Source organism: Halorussus salinus, from assembly GCF_004765815.2.
Classification (GTDB): Archaea; Halobacteriota; Halobacteria; order Halobacteriales; family Haladaptataceae; genus Halorussus; species Halorussus salinus.
Genome location: NZ_SBIS02000007.1, coordinates 258,614 through 280,759 on the forward strand (window position 1 = coordinate 258,614; position 22,146 = coordinate 280,759).

Sequence of the window (22,146 nt, forward strand, 5' to 3'; positions counted from 1 at the left end):
CTCTACCTTCGAGGCTTCCCCACTCATGACTACGCCCTTCGTCGATTCTCCCAGCCACTATTTGTGATGACCGGGACTACTTCCGAAATCGCTGTGCTATGTAGGGGTGCGAAATTGAATCCACTTCATTAGCACTGGTTCCCATGTTTCGTTCAGTTCCTGCGGAACCGGAAAACTGCAAGAAGTAACGCCGAACGTGTATGCGCCGACCGGGAATTGAACCCGGGCTATGAGCTTGGGAAGCTCATGTCCTACCACTAGACCACCGGCGCATTGCGCTCACTTCGCTCGCTTATGCGCCGAGGCTCGAAAACGCGTCGCGTTTTCTCACCACCGGCGCTTCGCAACTCCGTTCGTGTGTTCTTCCGGACGATACTTCAACGTAGCGCTTCAGTCCAATCCTGTCCTCCGCGCAGGCGTGCCCATCCGTCCAGAAATTGCGCCTTGACGCACGTCTTTTAATCGTCGCCTCCCTACGCTCTTGCATGATAGACCTGCGACTGTCGGAGTCGGAACTCGAAGTGCGCCGGGACCACCTCGTCCAGTTTATCCGCGAGACGGCCTCGTCGGCCGGGACCGACCGGGCGGTCCTCGGTCTCTCGGGGGGCATCGACAGCACGCTCACGGCCTACCTCGCCGTCGAGGCGCTGGGCGAGGAGAACCTCCACGGACTGGTGATGCCGGGCGAGGTCAGCCGCGAGGACAACATGAGCGACGCCGAGTGGGTCGCACAGGAGTTGGAGATTCCCTACGACGTGTTCGAGATAAACCCCATCGTGAACGAGTTTCTGAATACGTACTCCGAAGCGGAAGACGACCGCGTGGCGGTCGGCAACGCCCGCGCTCGGACGCGTGCCGTCCTGAACTACCTCGTCGCCAACCACGAGGACGCGCTGGTGTTGGGCACCGGCAACCGGAGCGAGGCGCTGGTCGGCTACTTCACGAAGTACGGCGACGGCGCGGTGGACTGTCACCCACTCGGGAACCTCTACAAGCAACAGGTCCGCCAGTTGGCGTCTCACGTCGGCGTCCCCGACGAGTTCGTCGAGAAGCCCGCGACCGCCGGACTCTGGGCGGGCCAGACCGACGAGGAGGAGATGGGCATCGGCTACGACACGCTCGACGCCATCCTCGCGCTCCACGTCGACGGTCCCCTCTCGGTCGCCGCGACCGCCCGCGAACTCGACGACGTGACCGACGAGCAGGTCCGGACGGTCAGAGAGATGTACGAGCGCAGCGCGCACAAGCGCGACGTGCCGCCCGCGCCCGAACCGCTCGACTGAGCGGACTCAGTTCCCGGACGCGTTCGCGACGATGCGAATCTCGTCGCCCCTCCGGAGGACGTACTCGGTCGGAGCCACCGACTCGCCGTTCACCGTCACGGTCGCGGTCTCGCCCGCGTCGTCGCCGTAGGTCGTCCCCCGATAGGCGACGGTGCCGTTGGTCACGTCGATGCCGAGCGTCTGCATCGCCCACGCGAGCGTCACCTCCTCGGCGTGGACGTGCCAGCGCTGGCCCTCGCCGTTCTCGAAGTGGAAGGCGTCGGCCTGTAGCTGGAACCGCTGACGACCGAAGTCGAGTTGCTGGCCGCCGATGGTGGCCTCGATGGTCCCGTGGTAGTGGACCGACCCCACCGCCTGCGGTCGGGTGAGACCGCTCGCGTCGGCCGCGCCGCTCGCGTCGTCTGACGCGCCAGCGCCGCCCGCGCCGCCCCCGGAGAAGAACAGCAAGTACGCCAGCAGGACGCCGATAGCCAACGCGCCGACCGCGCCGCCGTACATCGCCATCGTCGGCCCCTCGTCGTCGAATCGCAGACTCTCGACGCGGCGCTGTTCTATCGGTCCGAGGTCGTCGCCGTGTTCGTCTCCGAGGTGGTGCAGATACGCCTCCTCGTCCTCGAAAGTCGCGCCACAGTGGTCGCACTGCTCGCGTTCTCTCGGCCGGTCTCCGGCGTCTGACTCCTCGCCCATGGGACCCGAGTACGCGCCGGAAGCATTCAACCTTTGCGCCGGGCGGAACCGCGTCGCCAGCGCGTCGCGCTCTCGTCGCGACCGGGCGGTCGAGTCGCGTCCGGGTGGTCGAGTCGCGTCCGGAGCAACTTGTGGCCGGGCGGTCGATTTCGCTTCGAGGAGGGATAGATGCCCGCGTTCCGTCACGGGGTTTATCACCGTCCGAACCGTAGCGGAAGCTGAATGGGTTCGACCGACCCGCCCGCCGACGGTCCATCGCTGGAGCGACTCAGTGCCGTATTTCGCGTCTACGAAGCCCGCCGCGACGGCGACCGGCTGGTGTACTACGGCGAACCGCTGGTCTCTCGCGAGCGACTGCTCGAAGCCGCGTGGCCGCTCTTTCGCGAACACGGCTACGAAGTCCAACTGACCACCGAGACCGGCGAGTACGTCCTCGTCGCCGAACCGACCGACAACAGCATCGACGGAATTCCGTGGACGAACGTCGTCCTCTTCGTGCTGACGGTCCTCTCGACGCTGTACGCCGGTCGGGCGTGGTACCACATCGACCCGGCGACGCTCGGCCAGAATCCGCTGGCGATTCTCCGGGCGTGGCCGTTCACCGCCGCGGTCGTCGGCGTCCTGCTGACTCACGAACTCGGCCACTACGTCATGACGCGGTATCACGGCGTGGACGCCACCTTACCGTACTTCATCCCGATGCCCTCGCTCATCGGGACGATGGGCGCGGTCATCCGGATGAAAGGCCAGATGCCCGACCGCGAGGCGCTGTTCGACATCGGCGTCGCCGGACCGCTCGCGGGGCTGGCAGCGACTATCGTCGTGACCGCAATCGGTCTCTCGCTCCCGCCCGAGACGGTCCCGCCGGAGATGATGACCGGACCGAACGTCATCCAGATAGAGTTCGGCTACCCGCCGCTGTTGCAGTTCATCGCGGCGCTCCTCGGCGAACCGACGACCTACCCCGCGGGCCAGTCGGTCAACCCGGTCGTCATCGGCGGCTGGGTCGGGATGTTCATCACCTTCCTCAACCTCATCCCGGCGGGGCAACTCGACGGCGGCCACATCGTCCGGGCCATCGTCGGCGAGCAACAGGAGCGCATCGCCGCGCTGGTCCCGGTCGCGCTCTTCGGTCTCGCGGCCTACGTCTTCTACGTCGAGGAGGTCAGCAACGCCTCGGTCCTGTGGGTCGTCTGGGGCCTGCTGGCGACCTACGTCGCGTACGTCGGCCCGGCCAACCCCATCGACGACGAGGGGTTGGACAGCAAGCGCAAGGCGGTCGGCATCCTGACGTTCGTACTGGGGATTCTGTGCTTCACGCCGGTTCCAATCGAGATAATTACGTGAGGTACTGATTTCGGGTTTTCATTGGTTTTCGCCTTCCGAAGATATATCTCTTCCAAAGGTTTATGTTGTAAGCGTTGTAAGGATGGCACGTACTTACAGCGTTTGGAATTGCTAAGATGTTATTTGGCATGAAACCGCTGTAAGGCGGGCCGAAAGGCCAAACTTCGACCCATGAACATAGCAATCCCGATGGCACACAACGGCTTCGACGTTCCGCAGAACAAGGGTGATGCAGATGTCTGCTGACAAACGCATCCCCACCACTGAAGAAACATGGAAAGAGTTGCACGAATTGAAGGAGCCCGGACAGACCTTCGACGAACTCCTGACGGACCTCATTCAGGAGCATCGAGAGCGTCAACTTGCAGAGCGAGCGCGCGAGGTCCGCGAAGCGGACCGGGAGGAGTTGACGAGCCTCGATGAGCTACGAAGTGCTACTGAGTGAAGAAGCGAGAGACTTCTTCACAGCTCTTGACGAGAAAAGCCAGCGAATCTGTACCGAGACGCTCGGCTACCTCGAAGAGAATCCGTATCCGGGACGCGGGCAGGGCGACAAAAAGAAACTGAAGGCTCAAGACGAAGAAATCTACCGGATACACGTCGGCCGGTCGTACACAGCGTTCTACGTCGTATTAGAGGAACAGAAAGAAGTGCGCGTCACCGATTTGCTGGACATCGGTGACGCTCACAAAGAGTATCGCCGGTAAGCAACCATTTTCGGGGTTTTACAATGTTATACCCCGGCAGATAATTCCGACTACCTTTTGCCGTGCGTGTACCCGCGGTCCGGTAACTCCTCGGCGTCCATCCGGACGCCCGACTGCGACTCGGTAACCTCGCCAATCACCGAAATTGGCGTCGGCGATTCGGTCCGAATCGCCGACAGGTCCTCCTCGGGCGCGGTGAACACCAACTCGAAGTCCTCACCGAAGAAGACCGCCAACTCCCGAATCTCGGCTTCTCCGTCGGCCACCTCGCGGACCGCCGAATCGACCGGGAGCGCGTCGCTCGATACCGAGAATCCGCAGTCGCTCGCCTCCGCGAGTTGGTGGAGGGACCGCGCGAGGCCGTCGCTCGAATCCATCATCGCGGTGGCGTGCGGGGCGAGTTTGCGGCCCGCCGCGACCCGCGGCTGGAAGCGGAACAGGTCGTTGGCGCGCTCGGTGGCGTCGGTCTCGGTCGCACCGCGCTCGAACAGTCGGAGCGCCGCGCCGGTGCGCCCGAGCGTGCCCGTCACGCAGACGACCTCGCCCGGACTCGCGCCCGAGCGAGCAATCGGGTCTTCGGTCCGGCCGAGCGCGGTGGTCGCGGCGGTGAACTCCCGGCTCTCGTCCAAGTCGCCGCCGACGTACTCCGCGCCGACCGCCTCGCACACGTCGCTCGCGCCCGCGACGAACGATTCGAGGGCGGTCTCCTCGAACTCGGGCGCGGCGTAGACCGCGACCGCGGCGGTGGCCTCCGCACCCATCGCGGCCACGTCCGACAGCGACGCGCCGACCGACCGCCAGCCAGCGGTGTACCGAGTGGTCCCGGTCGGGAAGTCGGTCGTCTCGTGGAGCATGTCGGTGGTCAGGACCTGTCCGTCCACGACCGCCGCGTCGTCGCCCGCGTGAGGGAGTCTGTCGCCCAGAAGCGACAGTGCGGCCCGCTCGTCCATGCAGTCGAGTTGTCGGTCGGGGGTGAAAGGGCTGTGGTCTCGGCGTCGGGGACCGGTCCAGCGCCACCCCGCGTGAACGTCTCACGCACTCTCGGGGCCGTCTCCGGTGGCTTCAAGCCGCGGCCGGTCGTCGGATAGGTCGATGGACGTAGATTTCGGGGACGCGCGCTCGATACTCGTCGGATTCGGCGCGGGAGTCGTCGTCCTGCTGGCGCTGTACGCGGTCGTCGGACTGGAGGAGGTCCTGTCGGCGCTCTCGCGGGCCGACCCCGCCATCTTCGCGGCGGTCTGTGTCGTGTCGGTCGGTTGGCTGTTCGCGTGGGGGCTGGCGCTCCGGACCGTCCTCGCGGTCGTCGCGGTGAAGGTGTCGGTCTGGCGGGCGTTCCTCCTGCTCTCTGGCGCGACGTTCGCCAACAACGTCACGCCGTTCGGACAGGCCGGGGGCGAGCCGTTCAGCGCCCTCCTCGTCTCGCGCTCGACCGGAACCGAGTACGAGAACGGTCTCGCGGTCGTCGCCAGCGTGGACACGCTCAACTTCGTGCCCTCCATCTCGTTCGCGCTGTTGGGCGTCGGCTACTACGCCACGCGGTTCACCGTCGGCGACAGGATGGAACTGGCGGCCGCGGCGCTCCTCGGACTTGCGCTGGCGGTCCCGACGGTCGCCTACCTCGGGTGGCGCAATCGCCACCGCGTCTCGGACCTCGTGGTTCGGGTCGCGGTCCCCGCGGGCCGACTCGTCGGCCGGGTCGTCCCCGCGCTCGACCCGCCGGGGGAGTCGCAGGTCCGCGAACGCATCGGGGGCTTTTTCGCCGCGCTGGAGCGCGTCGCGGGCGACCACCACCAACTCGCGCTCGCGATGTCGTTCTCGGCGCTCGGGTGGCTCCTGCTGTCGGTGTCGCTGTGGCTCTCGCTGGGCGCGCTCGGTTACTGGGTCCCGTTCGCGGCCGCGCTGTTCATCGTCCCGCTCGGGAGCGTCGCCAGCGTGACGCCGCTTCCGGGCGGTCTCGGCGGCGTCGAGGCCGCGCTCGTCTTACTCATCGTGCCGATTACGGGCGTGGACGCCGGGACCGCGGCGGCCGCGGCGGTCCTCCATCGCGGGGCGACCTACGTGTTGCCGATTCTCCTCGGGGGAAGCGCGACTGCGATGTTAGAAGCCGACAACGTCCACAAATCGGCCAGCGACTGAGGCGAGTTCCGACTCGCCGGTACACCGGGGTCGCCGACGGCACGGAACGATGCTTTTAAACGCCGCGGACGGGAATTCGTGGGTATGACGACGCTCTACGACGTTCCCGCGGACGACCTCATCGACGCGGTCGCCGCGAAACTGGAGGACCGAATCGACGAACCCGACTGGGCCCAGTACGCCACGACTGGCGAGAGCAAGGAACTACCCCCCGAACAGGACGACTTCTGGTACCGGCGAGCCGCCAGCGTACTCCGGAAGGTCGCCACCGACGGCCCCATCGGCGTCGAACGCCTCTCGACGCAGTACGGCGACAAGAAGGGCGGGTCGAACCGCTATCAGGTCGCACCCGAACACCGCTCGGACGGGAGTCGGAACATCATCCGGACCATCCTCCAGCAACTCGAAGACGAGGACCTCGTGGACACCGAAGGCAGTGCTGGCCGCATCGTGACCGGCGACGGTCGGAGTCTGCTGGACGATACGGCGGGCGAGGTCATGCAGGACCTCGACCGGCCGGAACTCGAACGCTACGCGTAATCGACCACGAACACTTTTCGAGCGCGGACCGACGACGACCAGCGGCTGGCGTCGTCGCTCCGTAATCATTTTTGGCCGCGGGCGTTTACTACGAGACAACACATGAGCGACCAGCCCGACGACGAGCGACTCGAAGAACTGCGCAAACAGAAGATGCAGGAGATGCAGGAGCAGGGCGACCAGAACGAGGCCCAAGAGCAGGCCCAACAGCAGGCCGACGCCCAGAAGCAGGCGATGCTCCGCAAGCACCTCACCGACGGCGCGCGCAAGCGACTCAACTCCGTCCGGATGAGCAAACCCGACTTCGCCGACCAAGTGGAGCGACAGGTCCTCGCGCTCGCCCAGAGCGGCCGCGTCAGCGGCAAGATAGACGAGGACAAGATGAAGGAACTCCTCCGGGAACTCAAGCCCGACTCCAAGAGCTTCAACATCCGGCGGCGCTGAGATGGACCTCGGGCTACTCTACAGCGGCGGGAAAGACTCGACGCTCGCCGCGCTCCTGCTCGAAGACTTCTACGACGTGACGCTGGTCACGGCCACGTTCGGCGTCGCCGACGCGTGGGACCACGCGCGCCGGACCGCCGAGGAGTTAGGCTTCGAGTTCGAGACCGTCGAGTTGGACGACGAGGTGGCCGCCGAAGCGGTCGAGCAGATGGTCGCGGACGGCTACCCCCGCAACGGCATCCAGCAGGTCCACCTCCACGCGCTGGAACGAGTCGCCGAGTTGGACTTCGACGCAGTGGCCGACGGCACCCGGCGCGACGACCGGGTCCCCTCCGTCTCGCGGGCGCAGGCCCAGAGCCTCGAAGACCGCCACGGCATCGACTACATCGTCCCGCTGGCGGGGTTCGGTCGCGGGGCCGTCGATTCGCTCGTCGAGGAGACCCTCGACGTGACGACCGGTCCGAGCGAGGAGATTCCGAAGGCCGACTACGAGGCGGAACTCCGCGACCTGCTGGCTACTGAACACGGCGACGAGGCCGTCGCCGAGGTGTTCCCCGACCACACCCAGACGTACGTGACCAGTCTGAGCTGAGATATCGGCACGTCTCGACTCGCTCGTTTCGCGTCTCGATTCGGCTCGTTTCGCGTCGCAGTCGCTCGTCCGGCAAGCGCGGCGCGAAGTAAAAGCTTCAAGCGCGCGGTCGCCCAACGCTTTCCCATGTACGACCGCATCAAGGGCTTTCGGGACTTCTACCCCGGCGAGATGGGCGCGCGCCGCGAGACGTTCGACACCGTCGAGGAGACCGCGCGCCGGTACGGCTTCCGGGAGATCGGGACGCCCGCGCTGGAGCGCACGCAGATGTACGTGGACAAGAGCGGCGAAGAGATAGTCGAGGAACTCTACAGCTTCGAGGACCAAGGCGGCCGGGACGTGGCGCTGACGCCGGAACTCACGCCGACGGTCGCCCGGATGGTCGTGGCGAAACAGCAGGAGCTATCCAAGCCCATCAAGTGGTTCTCGACCCGCCCGTTCTGGCGCTACGAGGAGCCCCAGAGCGGCCGCAAGCGCGAGTTCTACCAGACTAACGTGGACATCTTCGGCTCGTCGGAACCGGAGTCGGACGCCGAACTGCTGGCGTGCGCGGCCGACGCGCTCACGGGGCTGGGTCTCACAAGCGAGGACTTCGAGTTCCGGGTCAGCCACCGCGACATTTTGGGCGGTCTGCTGGAGGCGTTCGACGCCGACGTGGACACCGAAGCCGCGATTCGCGCGGTGGACAAAAACGAGAAGGTCGGCGAGGACGAGTTCTACGGACTGCTTTCGGACGCCGGACTCTCCTACGAGCAGGCCCGCGAGTTCGACGACCTGCTGGACACGCCCGAAGACGAGTTGGACGACCTCGTGGCGTTCGCCGAAACCGAGCGCGTCGAGGAGGCCGTCGCCAACCTGACCGAAGTGCTGGACGCGGCCGCCGACTTCGGCGCGCGCGAGTACTGCACGCTCTCGCTGGACACCGCGCGCGGCCTCGACTACTACACCGGCGTCGTCTTCGAATGCTTCGACTCGACGGGCGACGTGAACCGCTCTATCTTCGGCGGCGGGCGCTACGACGACCTCATCGAGGGCTTCGGCGGCCAGCCCACGCCCGCGGTCGGGTTCGCGGTCGGCGACGCGACGCTCTCGCTTCTCCTCCAGCGTGCTGGCGTCTGGCCCGACGAGGAGCTTTCGACGGACTACTACGTCCTGCAAGTCGGTGACACCCGCGACGTGGCGGCCGAGGTCACGCGCGACCTCCGGGGCGAGGGCCACGTGGTCGAGACCGACGTGTCGGGCCGGAGCTTCGGCGCGCAGTTGGACTACGCCGACTCCATCGGGGCGGAGACGGTCGTCATCGTCGGCGAGCAGGACCTCGCCGACGGGAACGTGACGGTCAAGGACATGACCTCGGGCGACCAGACGCAGGTACCCGTCGAGGAGTTCCCGCCCGAAGACGTGTCGCGGCCGACCTACGACGACTTCGAGTAGCCCCTCGGTCCAATCTTTTTGGTACCGTCCCACATACCATCAAACATGCAACGGCGTTCGATGCGCTTCGAGAAGACGACGCTCCTCGCGGCGCTCTCGGTACTCACGTTCGGCCTCACGGCCTTCTTCGCGGTGGTGGGACTGGAACTCCTCGTACCGACGACGTTCGTCCTCGGGTTCTTCGTCGTGGTCCCGCTGGTCGCGTTGCTCGGCGACGCGCTCCCGATGGTTGAGAGCGAGACCGACCGCGTAGTCGCCGAACAGGAACCGACCGGCGACGGACCGATAGACGAACTCCGCGAGCGGTACGCGCGGGGCGAGTTCACCGACGAGGAGTTCGAGCGACGGCTCGAACGACTGTTGGAGACCGAAGACACGGAGGCGAGCCGGAGCCGCGAGCGGGTCTTCGACCGGGAGTAGAAACGGATAGCTGAACAACTAAATACGGAAGATTCGAAGAACGCCGTATGGTTCAAGTCGGCCTCGGAACACTTTTCGGGATCGGAATAACCGTTTTAGTAGCGGCACTGGGAGTTCTCTATAAGCTGTCGGTAAACCTTCTCTCGGTATCGAAGAACATTTCGAACTTGAATAATAGCCTAGGGATTAAGCTAGACGAACTCAATGAGAGTGTGAATGGCATGAGCACCGAACTCCGCCGTATCTCCGAGACGACGGCCCAAATTGAGACGAGATTGGACTCCAGAAGTGCATCGAACTACGAACCTAGCCGCTCCGGAACTGGAGAAGCCAGAAGAGAGTCCGACTTTTCCCGAGATGAAAACAGGAATCACTCGAATTCAGATGGGAACCGTACCAATATCGAGGGAGAATACACATTATCCGAAACAGGTGTCACAATCGACCTTGAACGTCGTTTTCTGCCTACAACTACCGGCAGTGGACGATACACCATTGATATCGAATTCCAATCAGATATTCTGGTCAATACTGAGCGACTCGTTGATGATATTGCCGTCCTAATCCGTGGGTTCGGATACTCGCCCGAAATCAGGGAAGATACCTCGAACGGGAATACCGTTGTGAGCGTTGCTTTATACACGTTCGATGGGGAAGCCGTCGATGAATGGATGAAGGCGACTCTCCGCCTACTCGACAATGAAATGTACTACAAATCTATTGACATAGAAAGTGGAAACAATGATGAATACGTAGATGCTGACTTCGAGAACGTAGAAGAAGCTGATATCGACATTGAAGAGAATCAAAAAGATGAAAACGACAGCTAATCGCTGTAGGGCGACACGAAATCATATCAGGAGTGGTAAACCCGATACACCGTGGAACAACGCATGATTGCATTCCGAATCGCCTACGACGGCCGCCCGTTCCACGGCTTCCAGCGCCAGCCGGACGTGCCAACCGTCGAGGAGGCCGTCTTCGACGCGGCGAACGCGCTGGGCGTCGCCGACGGGAAGCCCGAGGGCTACGCCGCGGCGGGGCGGACCGACGCTGGCGTCTCGGCGGTGGCCCAGACCGTCGCGTTCGAGTGTCCCGACTGGCTGACGCCCGCCGCGCTGAACAGCGAACTCCCCGCGAGCGTCCGGGCGTGGGCGAGCGCCGACGCGCCCGACGACTTCCACGCGACCCACGACGCCGCCTCGCGGGCGTACCGCTATCACTGTTACGCGCCCGACGCCGACCTCGCGCGGGCCGAGGAGGCCCTCGCGCGACTCGCCGGGCGGAACGACTTCCACAACCTGACCCCCGACGACGAGAACACGGTCCGGGAGTTGCGGGCCGAGGTCCACCGCGACGGCGACTACCTCGTCTTCGACCTGCGCGCTAGCGGGTTCGTCCGCGAGATGGTCCGCCGAGTGGTCTCGCTGGTCCGGGGGGTGGCGACCGGCGACGCGAAGTTGGCGAAGGTGGGGCGCGTGTTGGGACCGGAGCAAATCGACGGGCCGCAGGGCGTCGCGCCCGCTCCGGCCTATCCGTTGGTGATGGTGGACGCCGAGTATCCGATGCTGACGTTCTCGGTGGACGACGAGGCCGCCGCGAGCGCCCGCGAGATTTTCGAGGGACTGCGCGAGGAGCGCGCCACGCGAACCCGCGTGGCCAGCGAAGTCGTGGAGCGGACGCGACTTTCGGAGCCGTAGCATAAGTCGGGTTTCGTACTCCGGGTTCGACCACCGTCGAGTAACGACGGATTTCGGCGAGAGTATCGAAGCGCCGTCGGCGAAGTATCGAACGTTCGCTCCGGCGTAACTCTCGCCCGGAAAAGTAAGCTCGGTTTAAGAATCCCGGTGGCAATTAGCGTTATTAGCGCCGCCGCCGAAACGTCGAACGGCGATAGGGAGTGCTATCCCATGGCACCACCATTTCGGATACTGCACTCCTATCGTCGTTCTTGACGAACGGTCGGTGCGACCGTCAGTCCCAACTTTCGGGCCAGATACCCGCCGCCTTCATGCCCTCCTCGTAGTCGCCCGAGCGCAGGTTCCCGGCGACCGATTCGGCGCTCGGTCGCGGAATCCCGTCGCGGGCCGCGATTTCTCGCACCAACAGCGCGACCAGCATCGCGTGTTCGCGCAGGTTCCGGTCGTCCACCTTGTCGCGCGTGTCGGCGTGGGTGTGGCCCCACCCGCGGCCGCGCTCGCCGCTCTCGCTGTGGAGTTGGAGCGCGGGCACGCCGCGCTTGAGGAGCGGCCAGTGGTCGCTGAACGGGTGGACCTGCTCGGTAATCGAGATGGGCTGGTTCGCCTCGTCTTCGACCGCGTTCGCTATCTCTGCCATCGTCTCCGAGCCGTGGGTGAGTGCGCGCAAGTCGCGGAACCGGCCCGCACCGTCCACGTTCACCACCGCGCGGACCGAATCGAGGTCCAGTCGCTCGGCGAGCGCGTCCGCCCCGAGGAGACCGGTCTCCTCGCACCCCACACCAGCGACTCGGACGCGCGTATCGAGGTCCAGTTTCGACAGCAGGTGGGCCGCCGCGACGACGACGGTGATGCCACAGCCGTTATCGAGCGCGCCCTCCGCGATGTCGTGGGCGTCGTGGTGGCCGACGACCAGAATCTCGTCGTCCGTATCCGGGCCGAGTTGTCCGTGCGTGTTGTGACTCGTGCCGGGCGTCGTCTCGGCGTCCACGCGGAGGTGTGCCCGCCCGCCCCGGTCGGCGTAGTCGGTCAGCCAGTCGCCGGTTTCGAGACTGACGCCGACGCCGGGAATCGCGGCCTCGCGGTCGAACCGGAGCGACCCCGTGGGCGGCAGTTGCCCGGCCTTGTGGTTCCGGAAGACGAACGCCTCGGCCCCGGCCGCGGCGGCGTGGCCGAACTTCTCCATCCGGTGGACGAATCTGGACCCCTCGGGCGTCGTCGTGGACGCGACCACGATGTTGCCCGCCACGTCCACGGCGTCCAGTTCGTCGGGCGTGCCGTGGCCCGCGTCCACGAGTTCGCCGCTGACCTCGCCCGCCGGAGAGTAAGGGAGCGCGATGGTCTCGAACGACCGCTCCACGGGGTCGGTGACCGCGAGTTCGGCGTCGCCGCGCGACCAGCGGGTCATCTCGAACGACTCGACTTCGACCTCGCGTGCGCCCGCGCGCTCGAACCCCTCGGCCACGAGGTCCGCGGCGCGGCGCTCGCCGGGCGACCCGCCCATCCGGTCGCCGATTTCGGTCAGTCGCGTGATGAACTCCCACGGGTAGTCGTCGCGCCACAGCTCGCCCAACGCGGCGGCGGTTTCCGGGTTCATGGACGCAGACTGCGGTCCGAACCGTGAAAAGTCTCGGGCTACGCGCGCACAGCACCGCCCCGTACGGCCGGACGCCCGCACGAACAATCGGAACACGCATTCGGAATGACAAAGCCTTACAACCGCGGTTTCCTAATCACGGGGTATGAGTTCGGTTCCCGAGCGGTCGGAGATAGAGTCGAAGTACAAGTGGGATTTGGAGAGCATCTACGCGAGCGACGACGAGTGGGAGGCGGCCTACGAGGAGGTCGAGGACCGTATCGACGACCTGTCGGCCTACGAGGGCCGGGCCACCGAGGACGGCGAGACCCTGCTCGCGGTCCTCGAACTCCGCGAGGAGGTGTACCGGACCCTCGAACAGGTCGTCAACTACGCCCGGATGCGGAAGGACGAGAACACCGCCGACCAGCACTATCAGGCGCTCACCTCGCGCGGGATGTCGCTGGCCTCGCGGGTAGACAGCGCGAGTAGCTTCCTCGAACCCGAGATTCAGGACGTGGACCGCGACGAACTCGACCGGATGATCGAGGAGACCGACGGACTGGAGCTGTACGACCACTACCTCTACGACGTGCTTCGGACCGCCGAACACACCCGGTCGGCGGAAGTCGAGAACGTGCTGGCGGAACTGGGCGAGGTCACGGGTGCCTCCGGCGAGATATACAACATGCTGATGGACTCGGACATGGAGTTCCCGACCGTCGAGAACCCCGACGGCGACTCCGTGGAGATAACCCAGAGCAACCTCACGAAGCTCCTGAAGAACCCCGACCGCGAGTTCCGCCAGACGGTCTACGAGAGCTTCTACGACGAGATCGGCGAGTACCACAACACCATCGGCACCACGCTCAAGAACAGCGTGAAGTCCGACGTGCAACTCGCGCGAATCCGCGACTACGAGACCGCCCGCGAGGCCGCGATGGACGGCCCCAACGTCCCCGTCGAGGTGTACGACAACCTCGTGGACACGGTGCGGGACAACCTCGACAAGCTCCACCGCCACGCCGAACTCAAGCGCGAGAGCCTCGGCGTGGACGAACTTCGGATGTGGGACCTCTACATGCCCATGACCGAGACCGAGACCCCCGACGTGGAGTACGAGCAGGCCCGCGAGTACGTCGTGGAGGCGCTGGGCGCGCTCGGCGACGATTACCAGAACCGAGTGAAGGAGGGCTTCGAGTCCCGCTGGGTGGACGTGTACGAGACCGAGAACAAGCGTTCGGGCGCGTACAGCGGCGGCACCTACGACACCCAGCCGTTCATCCTGATGAACTATCAGGACGACATCTCGTCGATGTTCACGCTGGCCCACGAACTCGGTCACTCGCTCCACAGCCAACTCACCAGCGAGAACCAGCCCTACGTCTACGGCGACTACGAAATCTTCGTGGCGGAAGTCGCCAGCACGGTCAACGAGGCGCTGTTGACCAACCACCTGCTCGACACCGTGGAGGACCCGACCTTCCGACGACACGTCCTCAACGAGTATCTGGAGCGGTTCCGCTCGACGCTCTACCGTCAGACGATGTTCGCGGCCTTCGAACACGAGGCCCACCAGTTGGTCGAAGACGACGAGGCGCTGACGCCGGGCAAGGCCGACGAAATCTACGGCGACCTGAAAGAGGAGTTCTACGAACCGGCGGTCGTGGACGACCGCATCGCCCGTGAGTGGGCGCGGATTCCCCACTTCTACCGGGCGTACTACGTCTACCAGTACAGCACCGGCATCAGCGCCGCGGTCGCGCTCGCCGACGGAATTCTGAACGACGGCGACGAGGCCGCCGACCGCTACCTCGACTTCCTCAAGGGCGGGTCGCGGGAGTACCCGCTCGAACTGCTCGAAACCGCGGGCGTTGACATGTCCTCGCCCGAACCCATCCAGCGCGCCCTCGACGTGTACGACGACCACTTAGACGAGATGGAATCGCTCATCTGAGGCGACCCGAGCGTCGGACCGTCCTGCATCGAATCTTTCCGGACAGTACTCCTCTCGCATCGAACCCTTCTGCGCCGAACCCCCTCGCGCCGAACCGGGACGGTCCGGCGCGTCCGCGGACTCGTTTTCACTCGCTGGGAATCCGACGCGCGATTTATTTAATAGGGCTGGTACGTACCGAACATGAACGGGTCGCTCCTCGCTCGCTACGAGTCGGCGCTGTGGTGGTCGATGGACCGCCTCGGCGTCACCGAATCGGTCGAACGCAAAGTGTTAGCCGCAGTCGGCATCCAATTCGGCATCTCGCTCGCACAGGCCGTCCTGCCGTTTCTGGTCTCGGGCGTCGCCAGAATCGGTCTCACCGCCGCGCTCTTGGTCGCGTCGGTCGTCGCGTTCGCCAACACCGTCCTCATCGCGCGCCGGGACATCACGAAACCCATCGAGGCGCTGGACCGGGCGGCCGACGCCATCGCCGACGGCGACCTCGACGCGCCGATTCCCGACGCCGAGCAGGATGACGAAATCGGACACCTCGTCGGTTCGTTCGCCGACATGCGCGCGTACCTCCGGGTCGTCGCCGAACAGGCCGCCGCGCTCTCCCGACAGGAGTTCGACGACCCCGTGATGGACGAGGAGGTCCCCGGCGAGTTCGGGGCCTCGCTGGACCGGATGGCCGAGAGCCTGCGCCGGTACACCGCCGACCTCGAAGCGACGACCGACGAGTTGGAGGCGACGACCGCCGACCTCGAACGCCGCTCCGAGAACCTGAAGCGACTCGTGACGGCGTTCGGCGACGCCGCCGAGGAGGCCAAGGCTGGCGACCTGACCGCCACCATCGACGGCGAGGTCGCCGAGGAAGACCTCCACGAGGAGGTCGCGGCGAACTACAACGCCCTCCTCTCGACGCTCGCGGACGCAATCGGCGAACTCGCCGCCTTCGCCGACGAGGTGGCGACAGCGAGCGAGGAGGCCGACGCCGAGGTCCGGGAGGTCAGCGAGGCCAGCGACGAGGTGGCCTCGGCGGTCGGCGAGATTTCGGAGGGCGCGGCCCGCCAGACCGACCGCCTCAACGAGGCCGCCGCGGAGATGAATACCCTCTCGGCGACCGTCGAGGAGATAGCCGCGTCGGCCGACGAGGTGGCCAAGACCGCGGGGACCGCGACCGACCGCGCGCGCTCGGGCCGGGAGGCCGCCCGCGAGGCCGCCGCGGAACTCGACAAGGTGGAGGACGGCATCGACCGGACCGCCGAGGCGGTCGAGGAGTTGGTCGCCGACATCGCCGAGATAGACGAAGTGGTCTCGTTCATCGACCAAGTGGCGACCGAGACGAACCTGCTGGCGCTCAACGCCAGCGTCGAGGCGGCCCGCGCGGGCGAGCGCGGCGACGGGTTCGGCGTGGTCGCAGACGAGGTGAAGAACCTCGCGGAGGAGACCGGCGAGGCGGCCGACGAGATTACCGGTCGCATCGAGCGCATCCAGACCGATTCCGAGGAGACGCTGGCCGACGTGCGCGAGACCCGCGAGCAGGTCACGCACAGCGTCGAGACCGTCGAGGACGCGCTCGGGGACTTCGAGGACATCGCCGAGGTCGTCGGCGAGGTGGACGCCAGCGTCAAGGAAATCAGCGACGCGACCGACCAGCAGGCCGAGTCCGCCGAGGACGTGGTGGCGATGGTCGAGGAGGTCGCGGCCATCAGCGAGGAGACGACCGCCGAGTCCGAGACCGCGGCCGCCGCGACCGAACAGCAGGCCTCCTCGCTGTCGGGCGTCTCCGAGCAGTTGGCGTCGCTGGCGTCGAAGGCCGACGAACTCGACGCGCTACTGGGCGAGTTCAGGCTTCCCGAGTCCGCCCGTCGAGAGCAGGCGGGGCAGTCCGAGCGGACGGGGCGAGCGGGGCGTCGAGCGGACGGGCGGCCCACCGGGGCGGACTGACGGCGACGAAAGATTTTTTTGCGGTGAAGCGGCCGAGACCCAAAGGCACTTTTAAGCCGACGACCTACGGACGAGTAGCAACGATGTCGCGTAGCCCACCTCTCCCCGACCAACCGACACTCGAACTCGACCCCGAAATGACAGACAGGGAGCGGCTGGCGGCGCTCCGCGAACACTTCACGGATATCGTGGACGTGAACGCCACGCTCGAAGAGCGACTCGACGACGCCCGCGAGCGCCGCGCGGACCTCCGCGACGAAGTCGATAGGCTCGAACGCGAGAACGAGACGCTGAAGACGACCTCGCTGTACGTCGCCACCGCCGAGGAGTTGACCGACGACGGTATCGTCATCAAGCAACACGGCAACAACCAAGAGGTGCTGACGGAAGTCTCGCCCAAGCTCCGCGAGCAGATAGAGTCGGGCGACCGCGTGGCGGTCAACGACTCCTTCACCGTCCAGACCGTGCTGGAAGCCGAGAAGGACGCCCGCGCACAGGCGATGGAGGTAGACGAGTCGCCGGAGGTCACCTACGACCAGATCGGCGGTCTCGAAGAGCAGACCCGCGAGGTCCGCGAGGCCGTCGAGCAACCCCTCGAAAACCCCGAACAGTTCGAGACGGTGGGCATCGAACCGCCGAGCGGCGTCCTCCTGCACGGCCCGCCCGGCACGGGCAAGACGATGCTGGCGAAGGCGGTCGCCAACCAGACCGACGCCACCTTCATCAAGATGGCCGGGTCGGAACTCGTCCAGAAGTTCATCGGCGAGGGCGCGAAGCTGGTCCGGGACCTCTTCGAGTTGGCCAGCCAGCGCGAGCCAGCCATCGTCTTCATTGACGAGATAGACGCCGTGGCCTCCAAGCGCACCGACTCCAAAACGTCGGGCGACGCCGAGGTCCAGCGCACGATGATGCAACTGCTCAGCGAGATGGACGGCTTCGAGGAGCGCGGCGAGATTCGCATCATGGCCGCGACCAACCGCTTCGACATGCTCGACCGCGCCATCCTCCGGCCGGGTCGGTTCGACCGCCTCATCGAGGTGCCCGACCCCGACGAGGAGGCCCGGCGCAAGATTCTGGACATCCACACCCGAGACATGGGCGTCGCCGACGACGTGGACTTCGAGAAACTCGCGAACGAGACCGAAGGCAAGAGCGGCGCGGACATCGAGAGCCTGACCACCGAGGCGGGCATGTTCGCCATCCGCGACGAGCGCACCGAGGTCCGCCAGTCGGACTTCGAGGACGCCTTGGAGAAGATGGACGAGGACGACGAGGACACCGGCATCGTCACCAAGGGGTCGCTTCCGAGCTACGCCTACTGACTCGGGAGTCGGGCTACGACGGTTCTCTTTGTTTTTTCGCCGCCGAGTTGCGACGCTCCGAGTTCGCACTGTGGGCCAGTCACAGACGCGACGAGAAACAGCGACGAATCGAGACGAGTCCGAGACCGGTCAGTCGTCGTCCACGACGACTTCGACGGGGCCCTCCTCGGCGGTCATCTTCTCTTGTTGGCCCTTGCGCTCGTGCCAGAGGAGCGCGCCCGCGACGGCCAGCACGATCCACGACCGCCAGTTGGCGAGGTTGAGCGTGTAGCCGATGCCGAATGGCTTCTCGACCAGCATCCCCTCGTCGGGCTTCCAGTACGACGAGAGCATCCGGCCGATGCTCGGTCGCTCGAAGTTGTACGGCACGCCGAAGAGTTCGCCGGTACTCGGTTTGTCTGCCATGCGAGAGATGTACGTCGGAGAGGAATAAAGTGCTTTGGCTACGGTTCGGGGCAAGAGTCTGCTACTGAGAGACGTGAGGGAGCGACGACCGAAGCAGAGTGAAGGCGAAGAAAAGTGAAAATCGCGACAAGAGAGGATGAGGTCGGAGAGTAGCTAGCTTCAGGCTTGAGCAACGGAGTCACCGCAACCGCACCGCATCAGCCTCACTCCTCCCCAACCGACTGCGTTACTCACTCCGCTTCGCTCCGGTGCGTTACTCGTCCCTCGCGCGGCTTGGCGCGAGATGAACTCGCGCCAGCGCGCGCCGGGATGAAAAATCAGCGACTCGCGGACTTGGCGGAAATTCGGTAGTACGGTAGAAACCTGAGAGACGACCGATTCACGACTCCCGGCGGTCCGCGATGGCGTCCGCGTGGCGCTCCACGAGGAGACCGAAGACCTCGGCTTCCCGGCGCTCTTGGACCTCGGGCGGGGCATCGTCGCGCATCCGGGCCTTCACCGTCCGAAGGGTTTCGGGGTCGTTGGCGGCCAGTTCGTCGGCGACTCGTCGGGGGTCGTCGGTCACGCGCGAGACCAGTCCCATCCGGTGGGCTTGCTCGGCGTCCACGGTCCGCCCCGAGAGCGCGAGGTCCAACGCCTCGCCCTCGCCGACGACGCGGGGCAGGCGGACCGTCCCGCCCCACGCGCCGAACAGGCCGAGTTTCACTCCCGGTTCCGCGAAGGTGGCGTCGGGCGTGGCCACCCGGAGGTCGGCGGCCAACGCCAACTCAACGCCCCCGCCGCGGGCCGCGCCGTCGATGCCCGCGACGACTGCGCTCTCGGCGTCCTCGATGGAGTTTGCAACGCGCTGACCCTGCGCGGCGAACTCCTCGGCCGACGCCCGGTCGAGGTCGGCTACCACGTCGAGGTCCGCGCCCGCGCAGAACGCCGGACCCGCTCCTCGCAGATAGACGACCGACTGGTCGGCCTCGCTCACGGCGGCTTCGAGCGCGTCGAGCGCGTCGGGCGTGAGCGCGTTGCGTCGCTCGGGCCGGTCGAGGGTCACGACCCGGACCTCCTCGGCGTCCCGAATTCGAATCGCTGACGTATCAACTGACACGGCTGGTCACGTTCGCATCTCGGAGTCGCTTTCCAAAGGTCTTTGGCGACTCCGTCATAAGACTCGATTAATGGAAGCGGCCGTCCGGGCACGAAAAGCAGGACGACAGGCGGTGCGAGACGTTTCGCCCGACCCTCTCCGCGAACGCATCGACGCCCTCCTCGAGGAGTCGGCGATGGTGCCGGGGGTCTTGGCGCTCGCGTCCGCACGCGCAGTCGAGGGTGCAGGCCCAACGGGCGTCGCCCCGGAGGCGTCGGACGACGAAGAGCGAGCGAACGGCGCGACGCCGTCGGGAGCGACGAGCGAAGGCGTCGGGTTGGGTCGTGGAGACGACGCCGGGCCGGTCGGCGTCGAGGAGCGCGCCGCTGGCGTCCAACTCATCTACGAGGGACTGCGACTCACGCGGGCGCTCGCCGACGACCCGCCGTGGGAGCGCGACCTCCCGCACACCGACAGCAACATCGACATCCTCGCGGCCGACGTGATGGTCGCCCGCGGGTTCTCGCTACTGGCCCGGACGGAGGCCGCCGACAAGGCGGTCGAGACCGTCCAGTCGTTCGGCCGGGACGAGACCGACGAGCAACAGGGCCGGACGGTCTCGCCGCGCGCGCTGGAGACCGACGTGTTCGAACTCGCCGTGGTCGCGGGGACGACCGTATTCGGTTCGACGCCCTCCGACGCGCTGGTCGCCTACGCCGGAAAACTGGCCGAGTCGTTCGACGGCGATAGCCCGGAACCACCCGAGTCCGTCTCCGAGGAGGTCGAGGAGGCCGTCGCCGACGCGCCCAACCCCCGGCAGTTCGGCCCGGCCGACGACCCCCAACCGTCGGCGACCGACCCGTGACCCTCGTTGCCGTCCCCTATCGCGAATCGAAACGCGTGAACTACCCTACTTACTCGCCGCTGACGCGACTCGTTCCTTGAGAATAGGGCTTCCTGCTTCCACGACGCGCTTTGCAGGAACTGTGATGGTTCCCGTAGGGAGCGCAGTCTCCACAGGCGTTCGTTCGGAGTGTCCCACTCCTACATCTTCGAGACCGCGAGAAAGAATATTCCACGCCGCGTTCGCGTCCCTGTCCGCCTCGAATCCACACGACGGACAGGAATGTTTGCGGACTCACAACGGCTTGTCCGTCGAGATGCCGCAGGACGCACACTCTTGGTCGTCCCTGCTGGTTCGACCGCTACGAAGTGCGTTCCTGCTCGTTCGCACTTGTATTCGAGCATTCGGAGGAACGTTCGCCACGCAGCAGAGGCGGTATTGCGGCTGTTCGACGGCGACTTTAGCATCCCCTTCACGTCCAAGTCTTCGACCGCTACGAGGTCGTACTCCCGAGCGTAGTACGCAGAGAGCTTGTGCAAGAAGTCACGGCGCTTGCGTCGGAGATCGGCGTGACACTCTGCGACTCGTTGTCGTTGCTTCTCCCAGTTGTTTGACCCGTGTTGCTTCCGCGAGAGTTTCCGTTGTTCGCGTTCCAAGCGGTCACGCTCGTCGGAGAGGTCGAGCGATTCGACGCCGCGACCATCGGTGTCGTGAGCATATTTGAGAATTCCTACGTCGATACCGACGCACCGTTCGGGATTCTCGGGCGGTTCGGGTGGTTGACGGTCCATCTCGACGCCGAACGTGGCGAACCACTCGCCGGTTGGTTCTTTCTTGAGCGTGACCTGTTTGAGTTGGGCGTTGTCGGGGATGGGTCGGTGTAGTCGAATCGGGATGTCCGCGAGTTTCGAGAGTGACAGTACAGTCTGACCGCCCTTCTTGTCGAGCTCGAAGCCAGACTGGTTGTACGTGAAACTGCGGAACTCGCGTGGCGGCTTCCACTTGAGTTGGCCGACATCGTATCCCTTCTCTTTGAGTTTGGAGAGGCTCTTGAGGTTGTCGAACAGTCGTTCCACGACGGTTTGGAGAACCTTCGAGTACACGTCGTTGAGGCCGTCCCACCACTGTTTGAGGTCGGGTAGCTCCGACCGTAGGGTGGTCATCGACGGCGGTTCGTCGTGGTTCGTTTGGTATTCGTTGAGGCGGTAGCGCGTGTGGTTGTACAGTTGCCTGCAAATATCGCGGTGGCGGTCCAACTCCTCGCGGTGGGTGTCGGACGGCATGAGGCGATATTTGTAGGCGTAGTACATGGCGTTACTCGCGTTCTTCGATAAGTTCGTCCAACTGTTCTCGGACGAACGACGAGAGGTTGAGGTGCTGCTTCTCAATCCACTCGTCTTGGTCCTCCCGAATGGTGATTGTCTTCCGTTTCATTGTAATGCACGGTATACACGCTATGCATATAACAGATCCGGTAGACGTGGGGCTGTAGGCCCCCAACAGAACAATGATGCAAAGTTCTACAACGGTGAGATACTTCCCCAGAAGTCGTACTGGACTGTGCAATTACGGAAGTGCAAGAAGAAAGGCCCATTCTTTAGCTCGGAGAGGATGTCAATGCAACACTTCTTCCACGGAGTATATACCGATATGACACAGAAGAACGGCTGGTCCTTTAGCGGTTCTGAGTTCATTCTCGTTTATTCAGAACGGCTTCCCAATTTCGTATGTCACGCTTCAACACC

The 22,146-nt window shown here is 65.1% G+C and carries 21 protein-coding genes, 1 tRNA gene and 1 pseudogene; 16 read left to right on the forward strand and 7 right to left on the reverse strand.

From position 1 onward, the window contains the following. Nucleotides 1-201: 201 nt before the first annotated feature. Nucleotides 202-272 (reverse strand) — tRNA-Gly (locus EPL00_RS14850). Nucleotides 273-485: 213 nt separating this feature from the next. On the opposite strand from EPL00_RS14850, the gene EPL00_RS14855 reads away from it, so the two are divergent. Beyond that, nucleotides 486-1,283: an NAD+ synthase gene (locus tag EPL00_RS14855; RefSeq protein ID WP_135853632.1), complete on the forward strand. Its 798-nt coding sequence runs from the start codon at nucleotides 486-488 to the stop codon at nucleotides 1,281-1,283. Nucleotides 1,284-1,289: 6 nt separating this feature from the next. On the opposite strand, the gene EPL00_RS14860 is transcribed toward EPL00_RS14855, so the two are convergent. Further along, the gene (locus EPL00_RS14860; RefSeq protein WP_135853631.1) at nucleotides 1,290-1,970 is read right to left on the reverse strand and encodes a hypothetical protein; all 681 of its coding nucleotides are present in this window, start codon (nucleotides 1,968-1,970) and stop codon (nucleotides 1,290-1,292) included. Nucleotides 1,971-2,192: 222 nt separating this feature from the next. On the opposite strand from EPL00_RS14860, the gene EPL00_RS14865 reads away from it, so the two are divergent. The 3 genes from EPL00_RS14865 to EPL00_RS14875 all read left to right on the forward strand — a co-directional run bounded on the left by EPL00_RS14865 (nucleotide 2,193) and on the right by EPL00_RS14875 (nucleotide 4,024). Continuing rightward, nucleotides 2,193-3,317: a site-2 protease family protein gene (locus EPL00_RS14865; protein WP_135853630.1), complete on the forward strand. Its 1,125-nt coding sequence runs from the start codon at nucleotides 2,193-2,195 to the stop codon at nucleotides 3,315-3,317. Between the two features lie 235 nt (nucleotides 3,318-3,552). Next, nucleotides 3,553-3,762 carry a hypothetical protein gene (locus EPL00_RS14870; RefSeq protein ID WP_135853629.1) on the forward strand — a complete coding sequence of 70 codons (210 nt, stop codon included), beginning with the start codon at nucleotides 3,553-3,555 and terminating at the stop codon, nucleotides 3,760-3,762. Continuing rightward, entirely contained in the window at nucleotides 3,737-4,024 is a 288-nt protein-coding gene (locus EPL00_RS14875) for a type II toxin-antitoxin system RelE family toxin (protein WP_135853628.1), read from the forward strand. Before EPL00_RS14870 ends, EPL00_RS14875 begins: the two co-directional genes overlap by 26 nt. Nucleotides 4,025-4,074: 50 nt before the next feature. On the opposite strand, the gene thiL is transcribed toward EPL00_RS14875, so the two are convergent. Further along, nucleotides 4,075-4,974, reverse strand: coding sequence for a thiamine-phosphate kinase (gene thiL, locus EPL00_RS14880; protein WP_135853627.1), 900 nt, complete (start codon nucleotides 4,972-4,974; stop codon nucleotides 4,075-4,077). 142 nt (nucleotides 4,975-5,116) lie between these two features. On the opposite strand from thiL, the gene EPL00_RS14885 reads away from it, so the two are divergent. The 8 genes from EPL00_RS14885 to truA all read left to right on the forward strand — a co-directional run bounded on the left by EPL00_RS14885 (nucleotide 5,117) and on the right by truA (nucleotide 11,290). Beyond that, nucleotides 5,117-6,160 carry a lysylphosphatidylglycerol synthase transmembrane domain-containing protein gene (locus tag EPL00_RS14885; protein WP_135853626.1) on the forward strand — a complete coding sequence of 348 codons (1,044 nt, stop codon included), beginning with the start codon at nucleotides 5,117-5,119 and terminating at the stop codon, nucleotides 6,158-6,160. Between the two features lie 84 nt (nucleotides 6,161-6,244). After that, nucleotides 6,245-6,700, forward strand: coding sequence for a 30S ribosomal protein S19e (locus tag EPL00_RS14890; RefSeq protein WP_135853625.1), 456 nt, complete (start codon nucleotides 6,245-6,247; stop codon nucleotides 6,698-6,700). 102 nt (nucleotides 6,701-6,802) lie between these two features. After that, nucleotides 6,803-7,144 carry a DNA-binding protein gene (locus EPL00_RS14895; protein WP_135853624.1) on the forward strand — a complete coding sequence of 114 codons (342 nt, stop codon included), beginning with the start codon at nucleotides 6,803-6,805 and terminating at the stop codon, nucleotides 7,142-7,144. A 1-nt stretch (nucleotide 7,145) separates the two neighbouring features. Further along, nucleotides 7,146-7,736 (forward strand): DUF7411 family protein, encoded by a 591-nt coding sequence (locus EPL00_RS14900; RefSeq protein WP_135853623.1) that lies wholly within the window; start codon nucleotides 7,146-7,148, stop codon nucleotides 7,734-7,736. Between the two features lie 126 nt (nucleotides 7,737-7,862). Beyond that, complete coding sequence (gene hisS / locus EPL00_RS14905; RefSeq protein WP_135853622.1) at nucleotides 7,863-9,170, forward strand: histidine--tRNA ligase; 1,308 nt, start codon at nucleotides 7,863-7,865, stop codon at nucleotides 9,168-9,170. A 45-nt stretch (nucleotides 9,171-9,215) separates the two neighbouring features. After that, a complete protein-coding gene (locus EPL00_RS14910; RefSeq protein WP_238398213.1) occupies nucleotides 9,216-9,590 on the forward strand; it encodes an SHOCT domain-containing protein in 375 nt (124 codons plus the stop codon). A gap of 47 nt (nucleotides 9,591-9,637) precedes the next feature. Continuing rightward, nucleotides 9,638-10,420 (forward strand): hypothetical protein, encoded by a 783-nt coding sequence (locus EPL00_RS14915; protein WP_135853621.1) that lies wholly within the window; start codon nucleotides 9,638-9,640, stop codon nucleotides 10,418-10,420. A 63-nt stretch (nucleotides 10,421-10,483) separates the two neighbouring features. After that, complete coding sequence (truA, locus tag EPL00_RS14920; RefSeq protein ID WP_135853620.1) at nucleotides 10,484-11,290, forward strand: tRNA pseudouridine(38-40) synthase TruA; 807 nt, start codon at nucleotides 10,484-10,486, stop codon at nucleotides 11,288-11,290. 274 nt (nucleotides 11,291-11,564) lie between these two features. Here truA and EPL00_RS14925 read toward each other — a convergent pair whose 3' ends face one another. Then, on the reverse strand, nucleotides 11,565-12,884 hold the full coding sequence (locus EPL00_RS14925) for a M28 family metallopeptidase (RefSeq protein WP_135853619.1): 1,320 nt from the start codon (nucleotides 12,882-12,884) through the stop codon (nucleotides 11,565-11,567). Between the two features lie 145 nt (nucleotides 12,885-13,029). Between EPL00_RS14925 and pepF the strand changes: the two genes are divergently transcribed. The 3 genes from pepF to pan2 all read left to right on the forward strand — a co-directional run bounded on the left by pepF (nucleotide 13,030) and on the right by pan2 (nucleotide 18,074). Continuing rightward, nucleotides 13,030-14,820: an oligoendopeptidase F gene (gene pepF / locus EPL00_RS14930; protein WP_135853618.1), complete on the forward strand. Its 1,791-nt coding sequence runs from the start codon at nucleotides 13,030-13,032 to the stop codon at nucleotides 14,818-14,820. A 183-nt stretch (nucleotides 14,821-15,003) separates the two neighbouring features. Beyond that, on the forward strand, nucleotides 15,004-16,752 hold the full coding sequence (locus EPL00_RS14935; RefSeq protein WP_135853617.1) for a methyl-accepting chemotaxis protein: 1,749 nt from the start codon (nucleotides 15,004-15,006) through the stop codon (nucleotides 16,750-16,752). 83 nt (nucleotides 16,753-16,835) lie between these two features. Beyond that, nucleotides 16,836-18,074, forward strand: a complete 1,239-nt coding sequence (gene pan2 / locus EPL00_RS14940) for a proteasome-activating nucleotidase Pan2 (RefSeq protein WP_135853616.1) — start codon at nucleotides 16,836-16,838, stop codon at nucleotides 18,072-18,074. Nucleotides 18,075-18,203: 129 nt separating this feature from the next. On the opposite strand, the gene EPL00_RS14945 is transcribed toward pan2, so the two are convergent. Beyond that, the gene (locus EPL00_RS14945; protein ID WP_135853615.1) at nucleotides 18,204-18,479 is read right to left on the reverse strand and encodes a DUF5808 domain-containing protein; all 276 of its coding nucleotides are present in this window, start codon (nucleotides 18,477-18,479) and stop codon (nucleotides 18,204-18,206) included. A 379-nt stretch (nucleotides 18,480-18,858) separates the two neighbouring features. Further along, nucleotides 18,859-19,578: an enoyl-CoA hydratase/isomerase family protein gene (locus EPL00_RS14950; RefSeq protein WP_238398214.1), complete on the reverse strand. Its 720-nt coding sequence runs from the start codon at nucleotides 19,576-19,578 to the stop codon at nucleotides 18,859-18,861. A gap of 70 nt (nucleotides 19,579-19,648) precedes the next feature. On the opposite strand from EPL00_RS14950, the gene EPL00_RS14955 reads away from it, so the two are divergent. Beyond that, nucleotides 19,649-20,422 (forward strand): DUF7114 family protein, encoded by a 774-nt coding sequence (locus EPL00_RS14955; RefSeq protein WP_135853614.1) that lies wholly within the window; start codon nucleotides 19,649-19,651, stop codon nucleotides 20,420-20,422. Nucleotides 20,423-20,467: 45 nt separating this feature from the next. Here EPL00_RS14955 and EPL00_RS14960 read toward each other — a convergent pair. Beyond that, nucleotides 20,468-21,711 (reverse strand): annotated as a pseudogene (locus tag EPL00_RS14960) (RNA-guided endonuclease InsQ/TnpB family protein). Nucleotides 21,712-22,146 lie beyond the last annotated feature (435 nt).